Source organism: Dehalobacterium formicoaceticum (assembly GCF_002224645.1).
In the GTDB taxonomy this organism is placed as follows: domain Bacteria; phylum Bacillota; class Dehalobacteriia; order Dehalobacteriales; family Dehalobacteriaceae; genus Dehalobacterium; species Dehalobacterium formicoaceticum.
On the sequence record NZ_CP022121.1, the window covers coordinates 1,208,532 to 1,225,945 of the forward strand.

The 17,414-nt window shown below is 45.1% G+C and carries 8 protein-coding genes and 2 pseudogenes; all 10 read left to right on the forward strand.

The features are described from left to right. The first annotated feature begins 52 nt into the window (after nucleotides 1-52). The 10 genes and pseudogenes from CEQ75_RS05990 to CEQ75_RS06040 all read left to right on the forward strand — a co-directional run bounded on the left by CEQ75_RS05990 (nucleotide 53) and on the right by CEQ75_RS06040 (nucleotide 17,411). Nucleotides 53-1,849: an ASKHA domain-containing protein gene (locus CEQ75_RS05990; protein ID WP_089609519.1), complete on the forward strand. Its 1,797-nt coding sequence runs from the start codon at nucleotides 53-55 to the stop codon at nucleotides 1,847-1,849. A 187-nt stretch (nucleotides 1,850-2,036) separates the two neighbouring features. Beyond that, on the forward strand, nucleotides 2,037-4,517 hold the full coding sequence (locus CEQ75_RS05995; protein WP_198306643.1) for a PEP/pyruvate-binding domain-containing protein: 2,481 nt from the start codon (nucleotides 2,037-2,039) through the stop codon (nucleotides 4,515-4,517). Nucleotides 4,518-4,609: 92 nt separating this feature from the next. Next, nucleotides 4,610-6,358, forward strand: a complete 1,749-nt coding sequence (locus CEQ75_RS06000) for a sigma-54 interaction domain-containing protein (RefSeq protein WP_089609521.1) — start codon at nucleotides 4,610-4,612, stop codon at nucleotides 6,356-6,358. 389 nt (nucleotides 6,359-6,747) lie between these two features. Beyond that, nucleotides 6,748-8,226: pseudogene (gene mttB / locus CEQ75_RS06005) on the forward strand ([trimethylamine--corrinoid protein] Co-methyltransferase). A gap of 45 nt (nucleotides 8,227-8,271) precedes the next feature. After that, nucleotides 8,272-8,922, forward strand: a complete 651-nt coding sequence (locus CEQ75_RS06015) for a cobalamin B12-binding domain-containing protein (RefSeq protein ID WP_089609524.1) — start codon at nucleotides 8,272-8,274, stop codon at nucleotides 8,920-8,922. Nucleotides 8,923-8,966: 44 nt separating this feature from the next. Then, nucleotides 8,967-10,388: a trimethylamine methyltransferase family protein gene (locus CEQ75_RS06020; protein WP_089609525.1), complete on the forward strand. Its 1,422-nt coding sequence runs from the start codon at nucleotides 8,967-8,969 to the stop codon at nucleotides 10,386-10,388. Nucleotides 10,389-10,523: 135 nt separating this feature from the next. Continuing rightward, nucleotides 10,524-12,122 carry an L-carnitine/gamma-butyrobetaine antiporter gene (caiT, locus tag CEQ75_RS06025; RefSeq protein WP_089609526.1) on the forward strand — a complete coding sequence of 533 codons (1,599 nt, stop codon included), beginning with the start codon at nucleotides 10,524-10,526 and terminating at the stop codon, nucleotides 12,120-12,122. Next, nucleotides 12,064-13,704: a [trimethylamine--corrinoid protein] Co-methyltransferase gene (mttB, locus tag CEQ75_RS06030; RefSeq protein WP_198306644.1), complete on the forward strand. Its 1,641-nt coding sequence runs from the start codon at nucleotides 12,064-12,066 to the stop codon at nucleotides 13,702-13,704. Before caiT ends, mttB (CEQ75_RS06030) begins: the two co-directional genes overlap by 59 nt. Nucleotides 13,705-13,961: 257 nt before the next feature. After that, a pseudogene (locus CEQ75_RS06035) lies at nucleotides 13,962-15,430 on the forward strand (BCCT family transporter). 235 nt (nucleotides 15,431-15,665) lie between these two features. Beyond that, nucleotides 15,666-17,411: a S8 family peptidase gene (locus CEQ75_RS06040; protein ID WP_198306645.1), complete on the forward strand. Its 1,746-nt coding sequence runs from the start codon at nucleotides 15,666-15,668 to the stop codon at nucleotides 17,409-17,411. Nucleotides 17,412-17,414 lie beyond the last annotated feature (3 nt).

The window sequence follows — 17,414 nt, forward strand, 5'->3', positions numbered from 1 at the left end:
AGGGAGAACTTTATTGTTGATTGTTAAAATTTTTTAAAATGGGGTGGCTGGAATGGAAGAAAAATTCAAAATCTTATTTTTGCCGGATGATAAAGAATTCGAGGTGACCGCAGGTATAAGTGTTTTACAGGCTGCCGGAATGGCAGGCGTGGAATTAGATGGTCCTTGCGGTGGTAATGGGACCTGTGGAAAATGCCGGGTACGTGTTATGAAAGAACAGGGCGGTGCTCAGTGGGCCTTGGCCTGCAAGACGATCATTGATCGGGATATGACCGTAGAGATCCCACAGTTAGAGGTGTCTGTACATCGGAAAAATGAGCTGACTTTGGCAGACCTCAATGTCCAAATTGATTCCGGCATTAGTGCCAAGGTCGTTACCGTAAGTAAACCTTCTCTGGAAAATCAGCATCCGGATGCTAAACGTTTTTTAATTGCTATGGATAATGATACCTTGGAGCTTGGCACAGAAGTCCTGCGTGCTTTACCAAAAACAGTGCGGGATAAAGAAGCAAAAGGTATGGTGACAGCCATTCTTTGTGGAAATAAGGTTTTGGCTGTGGAGGCAGGAGACACATCCCAAAGGCTTTACGGGATCGCAGTAGATATTGGGACCACCTCTGTGGTGGTGGCATTGATGGATCTAAGATCAGGAGAAACGGTGGCCATCGCTTCTGCCGGCAATCCCCAAACTACTTTTGGGGCGGATGTCATTGCCCGTATTGAGCATGTGATGAATAACGAGGATGGATTGGAAGTATTAAATCGGCGGGTGATTAAGACCATTAACCGCCTCACTGAGAAATTAGCCCAAGATATTGGGATCACACCCATGGAGATATATCAAATGACCATGGTGGGGAATACTACCATGAGCCATCTCTTTATGAAGATTGATCCTACTTATTTGGCGGTATCGCCTTTTATTCCCGTTGTTTCCGAAAGAGTTTGGTTCGAAGCCAGGGAATTAAACATTGAGATCGCCCCCCAAGCACCGGTTTATGTTACCCCCAGTGTTGCCGGGTATGTAGGAGGAGACACCATTGGTGTGATTATGTCCACTGACATTTATCAGAAAAAAGGGATCTATTTGGCTATCGATATCGGAACCAACGGAGAACTGGTACTGTCCCGGGATGGGGAAATGGCTTCATGCTCCACGGCGGCAGGGCCGGCCTTTGAAGGAGCCCAAATTAAATTCGGGATGCGAGCTGCCGATGGGGCGATTGAAAAGGTCACCATTTTGGAGAACGGCGAAGTGGAGATTGGCGTGATTGGCAATCAGCCTCCCAAGGGAATTTGCGGATCCGGTCTGATGGACGTTGTCTCTGAAATGGCCCGGGCGGGCGTGATTGACTCCACGGGTCGTTTATGCACCGCAGAAAATCCCGGAGATCTTCCCCCTGCATTGCAGAAACGGTTAGGCTCTAATGAAGAATACGGCCCCTACTTCATTCTCTCTTTTGCTGAAGATAATATGGGAGAAGAAGTGGTCCTTACTCAGAAAGACGTTCGGGAGCTTCAGCTGGCGAAGGCTGCATTGGCCGCGGGAATTCAGGTGTTGTTACAGCACTTTAACCTGAGTGCCCAGGATCTGGACGAGGTTTTACTGGCCGGTGCCTTCGGCAGTTATATTAATAAATACAGCGCTTTAGGAATCGGGCTTCTGCCTGCGATTGATGCGAACAAAATCAATTCTGTAGGGAATGCAGCGGGAACCGGAGCCCGTATGGAATTAATTTCTCAGGAAATACGACAGGAAGCAGAAAAAGTGGCGCGCCGGGTGGAGCATTTGGAATTATCCACCAGGGCTGACTTCCAGGAATATTTTATCAATTGCTTATCGTTTTAAATAAGTCCAGACTTGTGAGCGCTGACATGTCATTGGTTTTTTAAAAACGAATGACAAGGGGGCAGAGAAATAAGGTACGTGAGAAGCGCAACAATTCATGTTGCGCTTTTTCCTCATCCAACAACATGAGATATCTGCTCATGGAATTAGATCGATCATTCTAGGGGATTATCGGGAGGAAAGAGTAATGGACGAAATGATTTTACGGCTGACTGATGTGAAATTTCGTCATCAGGTCCATTTTGGCAGTAAAGCAGCGAATTTAGGCTTAATTGCTCGGGAATTAAAGACTCCGCCAGGGTTTTGCTTAAGCTCCCTGGCTTATACCCATACTTTAAAAAACTTGAAGATGCTGAGACATATCACGCGTCTGGCGGAGGGAGTGCAAAGTGAAAGCTTAGATCAAATCGACAAGGTGGCGGCCCAAATCAGGTCGGAGATCCTTGATATTGAATTTCCTGCAGAAATGTTAAATGCATTGGAAGATGCCTACGATCGATTGAAACTGGATCATGATAATTTTATGGTAGCTGTGCGTTCCTCCGCCACTGCCGAAGATTTGCCCTCGGCTTCCTTTGCCGGACAAATGGACAGCTTTTTGAATGTCACCGGTTTTTCGGAGTTGGTAGTTGCCCTGAAGAAATGCTGGGCTTCCCTTTGGACACCCCGGGGGATATATTACCGTTTTCAAAAGGGAATTGGCCAAAGGAATATTGCTATGGCCGTAATTGTTCAGGAAATGGTGCCGGCAGAGGTGGCGGGCGTGATGTTTACCGCCAATCCCATTACCAGTTCCCGTCAGGAATACTATATTGAAGCGGTCAAAGGCTTAGGTGATGCCTTGGTTTCGGGAGAAGTAAATGCAGACCGCTATCTGGTGGCAAAAAAGAATCTTCTTATTCAATCAAAAAATATTGTTGAGTCCCATCCCTACATGACCGATTTCCAGATAAAAACCTTAGCAGATTACGGGGCTAAACTTGAGTTTCTTTATGAGGAGCCTCAGGATATCGAATGGGCCATGACCAAAGGGGAGATTTATATTCTGCAAACCCGTCCCATTACAACTTTGGAGGATGAAGGACTGACCCCGGTACAAGCGGAAAAAATGAGCAAAATACAAAAACAAATCTGGATTAACATCAATGAGCGTTTTCCTGAGCCGGTTTTGCCTATGGATGGAATTGTGGCCAAGATTTATTATATGAGCCTTTTTAATGCTTATCAGGAATTGGGTTTTCATGTCCCCTTTGTGGATTGGCACAATGTGGAGCAGGGGATTTTTCCCGAATTCTTTCTGCCGCCCAGGATCAAAAGGATGCCACGCCGCCTGTTAAAACTAAAAAAGACCTCAGGTTGGGATTTGGAAAAAGAATGGAAGGATAATGAGGCTGCCTTTGATAAGTACTTACGCTTATTGAAGAACCCGGAATTACCTCAATTTCCTTTGGAAGTGATCCTGGAGTATGTGGAGGATGGTTTGCGGGATTTTCAGCGGGCCGTCACCTTTCGTTATGTGATCTATATTCAGTATAGGTCATTGTACCATTTCCTTTCCCGCTATCTGGTCCTACTGTATGGGGAGGAAGGAAAGGCTGTTTTAGAAGGGCTGCTGTCTGACGAGACCCATATCACCGGAGAATTAAATCAAGCTTTGCTGGATTTAGCATTGAAAGCAAAAATAAACACTCAGATCAAAGACTTGATTGTGGAAAAACCCCCACTGGAAGTGGAAACCACCTTAGGTGCTGTACCCCATGGGGAAGAATACCTCCGGGAATTTCAAAATTTTCTTGAACAATATGGAGATCGGGAATTATCCCAAGGTCTGGGCGGGATCGCTGCCAAAACCTGGCGGGATCGCCCGGACGTGGTCTGGGGGATGATTAAGGGGATCTTGATTGCTGATGAAAGTGCCCAACTCCAAAAGGAATACCTGCCGGATAGAAAAACAGAAGCGGAAGAGAAATTACAAAAGTTGAGCTCTAAAGGTATTTATAAGGTGTTAAGAGTAGGCCCCTTTTCAGAAAGCTTGATTGATACGGTGCGTAAATACAATGTTTTTCGGGAGAACAGTCATTTTTATCTGACCCAAGGGATGACAATATTCCGTACCCTGTTTTTAGAAATAGGCCGCCGCCTGGTAAACCGGGATTTATTGGAACATCAGGAAGATATCATGTATTTAACTTATTTTGAAATGAAAGAGCTTATTTATGCCTTATACAGCTGTCGTAAGGTAAGCAAATTGGAGCTTAAGGAGAAAACTTATGCCAGAAAACAAAAGCAGGAGCGCCGCCGCAAACAATGGGCAGGACGCCAGGTGGTCTTTTCTCCGGAAGAAGAAAGTACGATTCAAGGAGTGGGAGCCAGCAGCGGAGTCGTCTCCGGCCCCTGTAGAATCATTACGGATCCCCAGGATTTTTACCGGCTGCGCCCCGGCGATATCCTAGTGGCACCTTACACCAACCCTGCCTGGACTCCTACATTTTCTTTTATTGGCGGACTGGTGGCGGAATTCGGCAGCACCGTATCCCATGCCGCCATTATTGCCCGGGAATATGGGATTCCGGCAGTGATGGGGATAAGCGGAGCCACGCAAATTCTAGAGGACGGGGAAATGATCACGATCGACGGCTCCAGAGGGTTGATTCAAAGGAGTAAGTAAGGATATGAAGCTACCGGAGAAGCATTTGTTGCAGATGGATATGACAGTAAAACTTCTTGATGGGCTGTTTTGTAAAGAACGGGGGTGGCTTAGTGGTAAAGAAGCATTCTTTGATTAAAGACTTGTTTGCAGCATTCATTTCTGAAATTAACCAGGGATTAGCTGTTATAAATGTAGAGTCAGGCTTATTGGAAGTATGCAATCATCGATTTGCAGAAATAATACGGATAGACCATTCCCTCTTAAGGGGAGAAAAAATTGGTGAAATAATTCCGGGATTCGATGTGTACAAAAATGAAACAGATAAGGTTTTAAGAGTTGCCGGGCAGCATCAGGTTCGTTTTAAATTCGTGGACATAGGAAATGAACAGCTTGGTTCCTTTATTCTGGTGTTTGTTTCGGAAGTGCTGCCTCAGGAGCAGGAAGACATGACCTTTATGAATGAGGCTTTTCGCACCGTTTTAGATCACATTGACGAAGGCGTTCTGATTGCTGATGATCAGAATCGCATCACTTACTGCAATCAAGTACAGCTGAATTTTGACGGTTTAAAATTGAAAGATATTTTGGGTAAGTATTCCTGGGACGTTTATGACTTTAATGCGGAAATCAGTATGATGCGTAAATGTGTAGAAACAGAAAAGCCGATTGATACCTATGTCCAGTATTATATTTCCAATAGCGGTCAATATGTTCGTGTCACAGGGAATAACCTCCCCGTGCGTCATAATGAAAAAACCGTGGGTTCAGTGGCAATTTACAGAAACTTGCGTAAAAGTGAGGATATGGCCTGCAAAATCATTGAATTGCAGAAAAAAATCAGTGAAGATCAGCCGGATCTGGAAGGTGCATTGATCAGCGGCGGGGCCTCGAAAAAGAAATATTTTTCCTTTGACGATATCCTGGGTGTCAGTCATGGAATATCCCGCAGTATTGAGGTGGCCAGATTAGCCGCCCAGTCGGATTCTCCTGTATTTATTTACGGAGAAACGGGTACGGGGAAGGAAATGTTTGCCCAAAGCATTCACAGCGAAAGCGATAGAAGCAATAAGCCCCTTGTTTCCATTAACTGTGCGGCCATCCCGGAAAATTTACTGGAGGGTATTATTTTTGGCACGTTGAAGGGTGTATTTACCGGGGCCGCAGACAGAAAGGGCCTTTTTGAGGAAGCGGATGGGGGTACCATCTTTTTAGATGAAATAAACTCTATGCCCATTGCCTTGCAGAGTAAATTATTAAGGGTTTTGGAAGAAAGAAAAGTGAGACGATTGGGAGGGAAGGAAGAGATCCCAGTCGATGTGCGTATCATCAGCTGCAGCAATGTGCCGCCCCAACAAGCAATCACAGAGAACCAAATCCGTAATGACTTATATTATCGTCTGGCCGTGATCAATATTGAAATTCCACCCTTGCGGGAGCGCAGGGAAGATATCCAGGTGCTGACACAATTTTTTGTGGGAAAATTTAATTTAAAATTTAAGAAGCACGTTTGCCAAATCAGCCCGGAAATATTTGAGCTCGTAAAGTCATATGACTGGCCGGGGAATGTGCGGCAGCTGAAACACTGGGTAGAATCGGCCATGAATATGATTCCGGCAGATGAACCAATTTTCAGCGAGCAATATGCTCCCCAGGGACTGCATGTATTTTATGGAAAGGTTAGGAATACAGAAAAAAGTGACAAAAAGGGAGAGGTATTTACTCAGATCCATGAAAATGAACGGCTAAAAATCGAAGAGGCATTGAAGCGTAACAGCGGAAACATTTCAAAGACAGCCCAGGAATTGGGTATCAGTCGTCAGGTTCTTTATTATCGTATGCGCAAATTTGAAATCAGATGAGCGAATTGTTTGACAGATAACAATAATAGAATTAGATAAAAAACATCATTATTAAAAAGAAAAGAAGTGTAGAAAATTGTATTTGACAGTACAAAAGTCTACACTATTTTTCTTTTTTTTACTTTCTGTGAAGATTTAAAAGAGCAATGTGTTTCGGTGCAACTAATAATGAAAGAAAAAAAGACGGCAATCCCTTGTGGGGGAATGGCCATTCGGATAAAAAGAATAATTGAACAAAAAAATTGAGTTTTGGCATAATAGTTGCATTTGTATAGAGGTAAATCCTCAATAACCGACCGCGATAAAGAGAACCCAAAAAGATTTGGTTCTTGAACAAGATACGCAAGCTGAAAGTTTTTTGAGGAATCATAAAATTTGAGGTGAAACAAATGTCAAGGAATACTCATGCAAGTTATACCAGAACGAATGGCTTTGGCGTGGATGTTTTTTCCCCGGATGAGCTCTATGCAATTCACTGCGCAACCTTAGATGTTTTAGAGCATGTAGGCGTACGGGTCGACAGTAAGAACGCCCAGGGAGTTTTTGCCTCGGGGGGAGCCAGGGTAGATCAGAAAACAGATATCGTAAAAATCCCGCCCTATCTTGTGGAGGAGGCAGTGCAATCCGCCCCATGCACTCTTCTCTTGGCGGCCAGGGACCCCAGAAAGGATTATATTCTGGAAAGCAATCGGGTGGGTTTTGTTAATTTCGGTGAAGGGGTTAATGTGATTGATCCGGTGACGAGGCAGTATCGTCCCAGCACCAAGCAGGATGTAGCCAATGCGGCAAAAATGAGTGACTATCTTTCCGAGATGGATATTAGTTATCGGGCGGTAGTAGCTCAGGATTATCCGGGACCGGCCCAGGCATTGCATAATGCGGAAGCAATTTTCCCTAACACCGCGAAACACTTTTTCATTGGCGCCGACGGGGTGCGCAATGCCCGGAAATTGATTGAGATGGCATCAGCGGTAGTTGGCAGCCGCGAAGCTTTGAGAGAAAGGCCAATTATCAGTTTTAACGTCTGTCCTACCAGTTTATTAAAGCTGATCCCGGAATGTACGGATGTGGTAATTGAAGCAGCTCAAGCCGGGATTCCCGTTAATATCATTTCCATGGCCATGGCCGGAGCTACCTCACCGGTAACCCTGGCAGGATCCTTAGTGACACACAATGCTGAGGTATTAAGTACCATCGTGCTCAGTCAACTGACTCGAAAAGGAGCACCTTGCATTTATGCCAGCTCTACGACGATTATGGATATGAGGCATACAACGGCACCGGTTGGGGCACCTGAGCTGGGCATGATCAGTGCTTCCGTGGCTAAAATGGCTCAATACTATAATCTACCCAGTTTTGTAGCCGGTGGGTAGGCAGACAGCAAAATACCCGATGCCCAGGCTGCTCACGAAAAAACCCTCACAGGTCTCCTTGCTGCCCAGGGTGGCGCGAATCTGATCTATGGGGCAGGCATGCTGGACATGGGCATGACTTTTGATTTTGCCCAGTTTGTTATGGATAATGAGATCTTTAAAATGATCCGAAAGGTAATCGGCGGTATTGATGTAACTGATCGGAACATGGCTGTGGAGATCATCAAGGAGATTGGTCCCGGCGGCGAGTTTGTAAGCCATCAGCATACCTTTGATAACTTCAAAGCAGAACAATCCCATAGTAAATTGTTTGACCGCTCCATGCGGGAAACCTGGGTTCTTGGAGGATCAACTGATTTAACAGAACGAGCTTACGAAGAAGCAAACTTGATTTTAGAGCAACATCGACCCTCGCCTCTAGCGAAAGGTGTCATTGAAACGATTCGGAAGATTGTCGAAGAAGCGGAAAAAGAGTACGCAGCGGAACAGGAATAACAACAGGATTTCAACAAGCTCATGATATATAAAGGAGGAAATTAGATGTCAAATACAGAGATTTTAGAAAAACTGAGTGAAGGTGTACGAGAAGGAGATGTTGAGCAGGTTCAGGAATGGACTCAGAAAGCCATCGATGCGGAGATAGCACCTCTTGATGTGATCAATGACGGATTAACTAAAGGAATTCAGGAAGTCGGAGCCTTGTTCTCTGCCGGAACTTATTATTTACCGGATTTATTATTGGGAGCCAAAGCCATGGAAAGCGGTATTAAAATCTTAGAACCCTTAATGGCTGACGGCAATCGAAAGTTCTTAGGGAAAGTTTTAATGGGAACCGTTCAAGGTGACCTCCATGAAATTGGCAAGAATATTGTCATTATGATGCTGAAGACAGAAGGATTTGAAGTATTTGATCTGGGTATTGATGTTCCTGCAGAAAAATTTATTGCAGAGGCAAAAACGATTCAACCGGATATTATTGGCATTTCAGCCTTGCTCACAACGACAGTAGGCCGACAGAAAGAAATTATTGAACTGCTCCAGGAAGAAGGTATGCGCAAGAATATTAAGGTCATGATCGGAGGTGCTCCTATTAACCAGAATTGGGCAGACAGTATCGGTGCCGAAGGCTATGCGGAGGATGCCACAGAGGCTGTGCGGGTTGCAAAAAACCTAGTGGGAAAAGTGAACTAATTCATTCATAAAGCGCTTTTTTTAGAAAAAAGGGAGGATGGAAGATGAGATTCGATTACTATACTGAAGAGCAGCTTCAGCAAGTGCATGAAGCAAGTCTTGATCTGTTAAAAAAGGTAGGGATTAGTACCAGTTCGGAAAGATTTCGCACCCTTCTTTTAGACCATGGTTGTGTGGAAAAGGGAAACAGAATTCTTTTTACTCAGGATGTAATTGATAAAGGGATGAAAACAGTACCCCCTGTTTTCAATCTCCACGGACGCAACAACGGACCGGTATTAGAAATTGGAAAGAAAAAAGGATATTGCCAGACTTTGGTAGGAGCTCCCTCTGTGATTGACCTGGAAAGCGGCGTACGGCGGGACTGCATGGTGCAAGACCTGGCAGATATTACTCGTTTGGCGGATGCTTTGGAAAATGTGGATATCATTTCACCCCTTTTTCCCCGGGACGTACCCCAGGAAATCATTTTAACCATGGAGACCGCGGTTTGTTTGCGCAATACATCAAAACCTTTGAGCATTTGTGTGGAATCTTCACGAGAACTCCAATTTATTAAAGAGCTGTTAATCGCGGTGGCAGGAAGCGAAGAAGCTTTAAGAGAAAAACCCCTGGCTACCTTACCGGTATCACCGGTAAGTCCTTTGGAATACGGATTTGATCCGGCGGAAGCGCTGCTGGATGTGGTAGCAGCGGGCCTGCCTTTGGGGGTGGAACCATGCCCCCAGATGGGTGCCACCGGCCCCATGAGTATGAACGGCCTAGTGGCTATGCATAATGCGGAAATTTTGGCCGGTGTCATTGCCGCCCAATTGTATCAACCGGGCTGTCCCCTAACCATGTCCTCTCGTGCCACCTTTATGGATATGAGATCAGGTCTCGGCCTTTGGGCCATGCCGGAGATGGGGATGATGTCGGCAGGTCTGAATCAATTGGGACGCTATTATCAAATTCCCGTCGCACCCGGGGGTTATTGCGGGAGTTCCAAGGTAGCCGATATGCAAAGCGCATATGAACATTTATACAATGCTTTGATGGAAGGGCTGGCCGGCAGTGATATTATCGGGTCCGCCGGCTCTCTGGACAATGCTTTGATATCCTGTTATGTCATGCTGGTCGTGGATGATGAATTATCTTCCGTGGTAAAAAGAACCATAAAAGAAATTGAGGTAAATGCAGACAACCTGGCTGTGGATGTAGTAGCGGAAGTCATTGAAAATCAGGATAATTTCCTGGGCCACAAGCATACGCGCAAATATTTACGTTCCGGGGAATTATGGAAACCGGGTATCAGTCAGAGGCAAACCTTTGAAAAATGGGCACAGCAAGGACAAAAATTAGAGGATGTCGCGAAGGAAAAAGCTGCTTATTTGCTGGCAACCCATCAGTCTGCTCCTTTAAGCAGTGAGATTGAAAATGAATTTGATAAGATACTTGCCAGTGCAAAAAAAGCCTTAATGGAGTAAATCAGAAATAAAGAACTTGGATGCCAGGAGGTTGCTTCTTTTTCCTAAATAAAGAGAAGCACCTCTTCATCTAATATTCCGGGATTGAGCAGAATGGGGACAAAATTTTGAGATGAAAAATTAAGGAGGCATAGTATGAACGACTCCAAAAAAGCAGTTGAAAAATTGGAAATTGATAAGATCTTGTATTTTTTTCCGATTGTGATTATTTTATCTGCTTGCGTTTATCTGGGTTTCAATCTGGAAAAGGCCAACAATATCATCAATGTGATCTTTGCTTATATCACGGGGAATTTCAGCTGGTTTTATCAGTTCTTTACTTTTGGCTGTTTAGCCGTATGTATTTACTTAATTTTTGGTAAATATGGCAGTATGAGATTTGGTGATGAAAAACCGGAGTTTTCTACTTTTAGCTGGCTGTCCATGATCTTTACTGCAGCCTTAGGCGGTTCCTTAGTTCTGTGGGCGACCATTGAGCCCTTTTATTATGTCATGGGTCCTCCCTTCGGTGTAGAGGCATATTCCTATGAAGCCTATCAATGGGCTACCACATATCCTTTATTTCATTGGGGATTTACCGGTAATTCCATGTATTGTGCCCTGGGTGTCACTTTTGCCTATATGTTTTGGGTACGAAAAAAGGATGTGAACCGAGCCAGCACTGCCTGTGCTTTGGTCCTGGGGGATAAAGTCACCTCCGGCTGGGCCGGCAAAATTATTGATATTCTTCTGATCATTTCTATTGTCGGCGGAATTGCCACAACCTTAGGATTATCCACTCCTCTGGCCAGTGAACTGATCGTTGCTCTTTTTGGCATCCCTCGCACCTTGACGATGGATATCGCATTAATCATCTTCTGGGTTATTCTCATTTCCATCACTGTATACAGCGGTTTGAACAAAGGGATTCGCATCGTCAGCAATGTCCGGATGTGGCTGATTTTTGGCATTCTGGGTTATATCTTTCTGGTGGGTCCGAAGGTTTTTATGCTCAATAACTTTTGTGAAGGCTTGGGCAATATGATGAATGATTTCTTTAAAATGAGTTTTTATACGGAACCTTTTGGCAATCCGGATTTTAACGGTTTTCCTCAGTGGTGGACAATTTTTTACTGGGCCTGGTGGGCCAGTTATGCTTCTCAAATGGGTATTTATTTTGCCCGTATTTCCAAAGGACGCACTGTAAGAAGCTTCTGTCTGGCCATTTTAACAGCTACCGGTTTGGGCGTATGGATTTTCTTTGCTGTTTTCGGCAACTATACCCTCCACGCATTTATTAACGAAAAGCTGCCTCAACTGCCTGATATATTAAATAATGCGGGGAATGCTGCTGCCGTCGTGCATGTTTGGGAATCCTTGCCTTTACCTACCTTAGTTTTGTCTGCCATACTTTTGCTGACCATTTTAGCAACCATTACTTTATTAAACGGTTCCGCGTATACCTTGGCTATGTTAAGCACAAAGAAACTGACAGGAGAACAAGAACCGGCCGGGTGGAACCGAATCTCTTGGGTGCTCGTTCTTGGTACCTTAGCATTAATTCTCATGGCCATCGGTGGTTTGAAAGCTGTGCAAACCTCCAGTGTGTTGGTATCCTTCCCCATGCTTTTTATCTTTATTATCATTATCGCTGGTTTCTTCAAAGTTACCAGGGATGATAATTGGGGCAATCTCAATGGGAAAACGACGCAAAACATTGTTGCCAAAACAGATTCAGAATCAACCAATATTTGATGCTCCAGCATTAGAAACCTGGGATGTTGTTTTCAGAAAGATGAAAAGAGTGGGTTTCCGCTCTTTTCATCTTAAATGGCAACGAAACAAAAAAGGAGTGATCCTCATGTGCGCCAGAACATTACGAGCGGGAATTCCCATGATGTCCGGCTTTAGTTTAAATACCTTTACCGAAGAACAATTGGATCTGATTCATTTTGCTACTTTGGAAATTTTACAGGATGTTGGGGTTAAGGTGGAGTCGTCAGAGGCCAGCCAAATTTTTGCCGATGGCGGCTGCAGGGTGGAAAAACATGGGGAATATGATATTGTAAAAATCCCCGGTTATGTGGTGGAAGATTGTCTGCGCTGGGCACCCAGTAATATTGTTTTTTACGGCCGGAACAAAAAGGATGATTTTCCGGCAGACGGCAAGAGAACGGGTGCCAGCCCCTTTGGCGAAAATGTCCAGGTCATTGACAGAAAAAACCGCAACGTGCGTAAATCCGTCAAACAGGACTTGGCAGAAGCAACCTTGTTATGCGATTACTACCAGCAGGTGCCCATGGTGGAGAGGGCATTATGTTCCGGTGATCAAATCCCAGCAGCCCAGGCCTTGCATAATTTCCAGGCGATGGTCGCTAATACTTCCAAGCATATCCTGCTTTCTTTCGGCATGGCAGAAAGTGCTCAGAAAATCATTGAGATGGCTTATGGGGTTGCGGGGAGCAAAAAGGCTTTCGAAGAACGACCTTTTGTGACCGCTTTTGTCTGTCCCACCAGCCCGTTGGTCTTAGTCAAACAATGTTGTGAAGGCACCATCACCGCGGCCAGGGGCGGTGCAGGTGTGGCCATTATCCCTATGGCCTTAAGCGGAGCAACAGCACCTGCCACCTTGGCCGGTACCCTGATACAGCATAATGCTGAGGTGTTAAGCAACCTGGTTCTTGCTCAGTTAACAAGAAAAGGTACGCCGACCATGTACTGTACCTGCAGCACGATTATGGATTTGCGCTTTACCCTTGCCGCTGTCGGGGCTCCGGAATGGGGCATTCTCAGTGCTGCCTTGGCCAGTGTTGCTCAATATTACAAACTCCCTTTCTGGGGGAACGGAGGGCAAACCGATAGCAAAATTGTGGATGCCCAAGCCGGTTATGAATCATCTCTGACCATGCTTTTAACCACCTTATCCGGGGCTAATATTACCTATGGGGCGGGCTGTCTGGAATCAGGACTGACTTTTGATTTTGCTAAATTTGTCTTAGATATGGAAAATTTCACACGGGTACAAAAGGCTGTAGCCGGCATTGAGCTTAACGATGAGCAGATGGCCCTGGATGTGATTAAAGAGGTGGGCCCGGGGGGAGAATTTATGACCCATCCCCACACCTTTAAGCATATGAAGGAAATGTCCATGTCTAAAATCTTTGATCGGCGTAATCGTTCTTTGTGGGGAGAGTTTACAGGAGGTAAAGATGTTACTGAGGGCGCTTACAAGGAAGCAGAAAGAATCTTAGCAGAGCATCGGCCGGTGCCTGTATCCTCATCGGCAATGGACACCATGGGTGAAATCATACGGGAATTTGAAGGTCAAATCAAGTGAATAAAAAAGATGGGCCTTCACTGGGATTTTTATAATCATGCCGATCGCAACACTATTTATTTCTGAAAATATAAATAAGAGAAATAACTGATCAGGGAGTACTTTTAGCATCCCATATTTTGGGATCCTGCGATTGGTGAATAGGAGGGGTAGTTTTGGATCAAGGAGAACATAAACCAGTCTATGCCAAGGTCAACTACCATGTTTTTGGCATTGCCGCAATCGCGTGTTTCTTGTTTTTCATACCGTTAATCTTAATGCAGAATGCTGCTCAAGGTGTGATCAATCAGATCATGTATGTTATTACCCATACCACGGACTGGTTTTTCCAGGTTGTCGTTTTTGGTTGTCTGGTGTTTTTAGCTTGGCTGGCTTTCAGTCGCTATGGCAAGGTGAAATTAGGCGGTCCTGATGATAAACCTGAATTTTCTACTTTTACCTGGGTTGCCATGATGTTTTGCGGTGGTACCGGGGCGGGAATTGTATACTGGTCTACGGTCGAACCGATTTATTATTTGCAATCTCCTCCCTTCTGGATAGAACCTTTTTCACCGCAAGCCGCTCAGTACGCTCTTTCCTACGGTATTTTTCACTGGGGGTTCAGCGCTTGGGCCACTTTTGCTCTGCCAGCTGTTGTTTTTGCCTATATTTACTACGTACGGAAAAGACCGGTGCTCACCGTGAGCTATGCCTGCCGAGGTGTGATCGGGAATTTGGCGGACGGTTGGTTGGGAAAACTCATTGATGCCATTGTTGTCATCGGTTTGGTTGGCGGTATGGCTACCGCTTTGGGTTTTATTGTCCCTATGCTATCTACAATTTCTGCTGATTATCTGGGTATTGACGAAACACTGATTTTTAAAATGCTGGTATTGTTAGCAATCACCGCTGTTTACAGCTGGAGTGCTTATCATGGCTTGAAAGGTGGTATTGCCAAGCTGGCAGATTTTAACATGTATTTAATGTTTGTATTACTGGCATTTGTCTTTCTGGTCGGCCCGACAAGCTTTATGCTTTCTTTGTTCGCGGACAATATTGGAGTATTGATTCATGACTTTGTGCGCATGAGTTTTTATACAGATCCCATCACCAAATCCGGCTTTCCTCAAAGCTGGACGGTTTTCTATTGGGCATGGTGGATTGCCTGGTCCATGTATATCGGCCTTTTTGGAGCCAGAATCTCCAAAGGACGTACCATTCGGGCGGTGATTTTTAATATGCTTTTTTCCACAACCGCCGCATGTATGCTCTTTTATCTGATTTTTGGCGGCTATCAGGTAGATGCCATCTTAAATCAAGGGCTGCCTGTTTCAGACATTTTGACGAATCAGGGGGGGCCGGCAGTTGTATCTTGGTTTTTAAATGCTTTGCCTTTAAAAGCGGCAGTCATTCCCTTTTTTGTTTTGTGATGGTGATTGCCACTGCAACGGGAACCGATGCCGCGTCCTTTACCTTAGCCAATATGACCTGTGTTGAAGTTAAAGACGGGGTGGAACCTCCCCGTTGGACTCGTTTATTTTGGGCCGGTATGATCTGCCTGGCTTCTGCCGCAATCTTACTTGTCGGCGGCATGGATGTGATACAGCTTTCTTCGGTGTTAACCGCGGTACCCATCTTGCCGGTGATGGTAATTCTGGCGATTTCATTAGTGAAATGGCTGCGGGAGGATTTTGGTGATATACAGCCGCTGACCTTGGATAAGTATTCTGAAGATCATAATAAATAAAATAAAACCGACTCTGAAACTCAAAACTGAATTTTAGAGTCGGTTTTATTTTACAGCGATTGATTCTTTTTAAAAATTCCTAAGGATTTTCAGTGTTCCACGATTGCCGACCCCGTTTTTGAACTTTTTTAAAAAATTTCCTAGAAAAAGAAGGATTTTGGAAAAATGCGCCTAATATAGCACAATATTTGGCAATATGACAAAATATATTAATTATGTAAAGGAAGAGATATTTTTGAGGAAATTTGTCAATTACACACTTGTTTGTACGCTGTTCCTAATGTTGTGCCTGATAGTTCTGCCAGGCACGTCCAAGGTGTGGGCGGAAGGAGAGACTTCCCTTCTTGAGCAAAAAACCCCTGATCAAATGTTAAAGGAAATGACAACAGGGTTAGATCCTAAGCTAAGGGAGGACTACCTGCCGGAGGAAGCCTGGACGGATAGAATGCTGGTACAATACGCTGCCGGAAAAAAAGAAACCGGACGCAAAGAAATCATTACTGCTCTGAAAGGATCCTTTAAAGAATTTGATACTATTAGTTTAGATGGGTGGGATCTGATCCATCTTACAGCAAAGCAGAATCCCTTGAAAGTGATCAAAGAATTGGAAGGCAAGGAAGGAATAATACATATTCAGCCGGATGAATTACTGTATCTGGCGGGAGCGGATCCGAATCTAAAACAGCAATGGAGTCTGGGTTTGGATGTGACTTTGGAACGTGCCTCCCTCAATCAGGATCAAGGATCTTCTCAAGTTATAGAAGAGAAAGAAGAACTCAGTCAAAGGGTTGGTGCTGATTTCATCACTGCCTGGGAGAAGTATCAGGGTAAAGATATCTTAATTGCCTTGATTGATACGGGAGTGGATGTCACCCATCCGGACCTGGCGCAAAACATTTGGAGCAATCTCGGGGAAATCGCCGGTAACGGCATTGATGACGATCATAATGGATATATTGATGATCTTCAAGGCTGGGATTTTGTCGAGGGGAACCATGATACAAACATAAAGGAAGCGGAAGAATGGCATGGGACTGCCCTGGCCGGCGTGATCAGCGCCGTGAAGGATAATGATCTGGGAATTGTGGGAGGGGCGCCTCGGGCAAAGATCCTGCCCCTTCGTGTCTTCAAAAACGACTCTGCCTATACCAGCGATGTGATCGAGGCCATTTTTTATGCAGAGTCAATGGGTGTTCAAATTATCAACTGCAGCTGGGGTAGCAGCAGGGAAAATAAAGCGCTGCGGGAGGCGATGGAGCAGAGCACCTGCTTTTTTACAGCCGCAGCCGGCAACAATGGCTGGAGTATTGATCATCAGCCCATCTATCCTGCCTCTTTTGATCTGGATCAAATAATCACGGTTACCGCGATAAATCGGGAAGGTTTCCTTTCTTCCTTTGCCAACTATGGAAAATCATCCGTGGACACAGCAGCTCCCGGGGAAGATATTTTAAGTACAGCCCCCGGAGGGAAATATGAATCACGGCAAGGCACCTCCTTTTCCGCCGCTTTGGCGGCAGCAGCCGCTGCCCTGCTCCTTGAACAAAATCCGGACATGCAGCCCGGTGAGATCAAAAAGGCCCTGATGGAAACGGGGGACTTGTTGTCAACCTTAACAGAGGGAACCCAAAGCGGCAGAAAGCTGAACGCGGGGAATGCCCTTGAAAAAATCATGCCGGATAAAATGACAGATATTGAAGGCAGCGTTTTACCGATTGATAGAGATATACAGGTAACAGAAAGTATGGGCATGACCGCCCTCCGGCAGGGTGACGGTGGTAAGCCGGTCAGGGTTACAGGGGGCTTTGGTTTCAATATGATGATTGTGGACGGCACCGTCTGGACTTGGGGCAGAAATTGGACAGGTCAATTGGGTAACGGGACCAATATAGATCGCACCATACCGGGTCCTGTCTTTAATTTATTCCATGTTATAGCTGTGGACGGCGGTTTTGAACACAGTATCTCCTTAAAAAAGTGACGG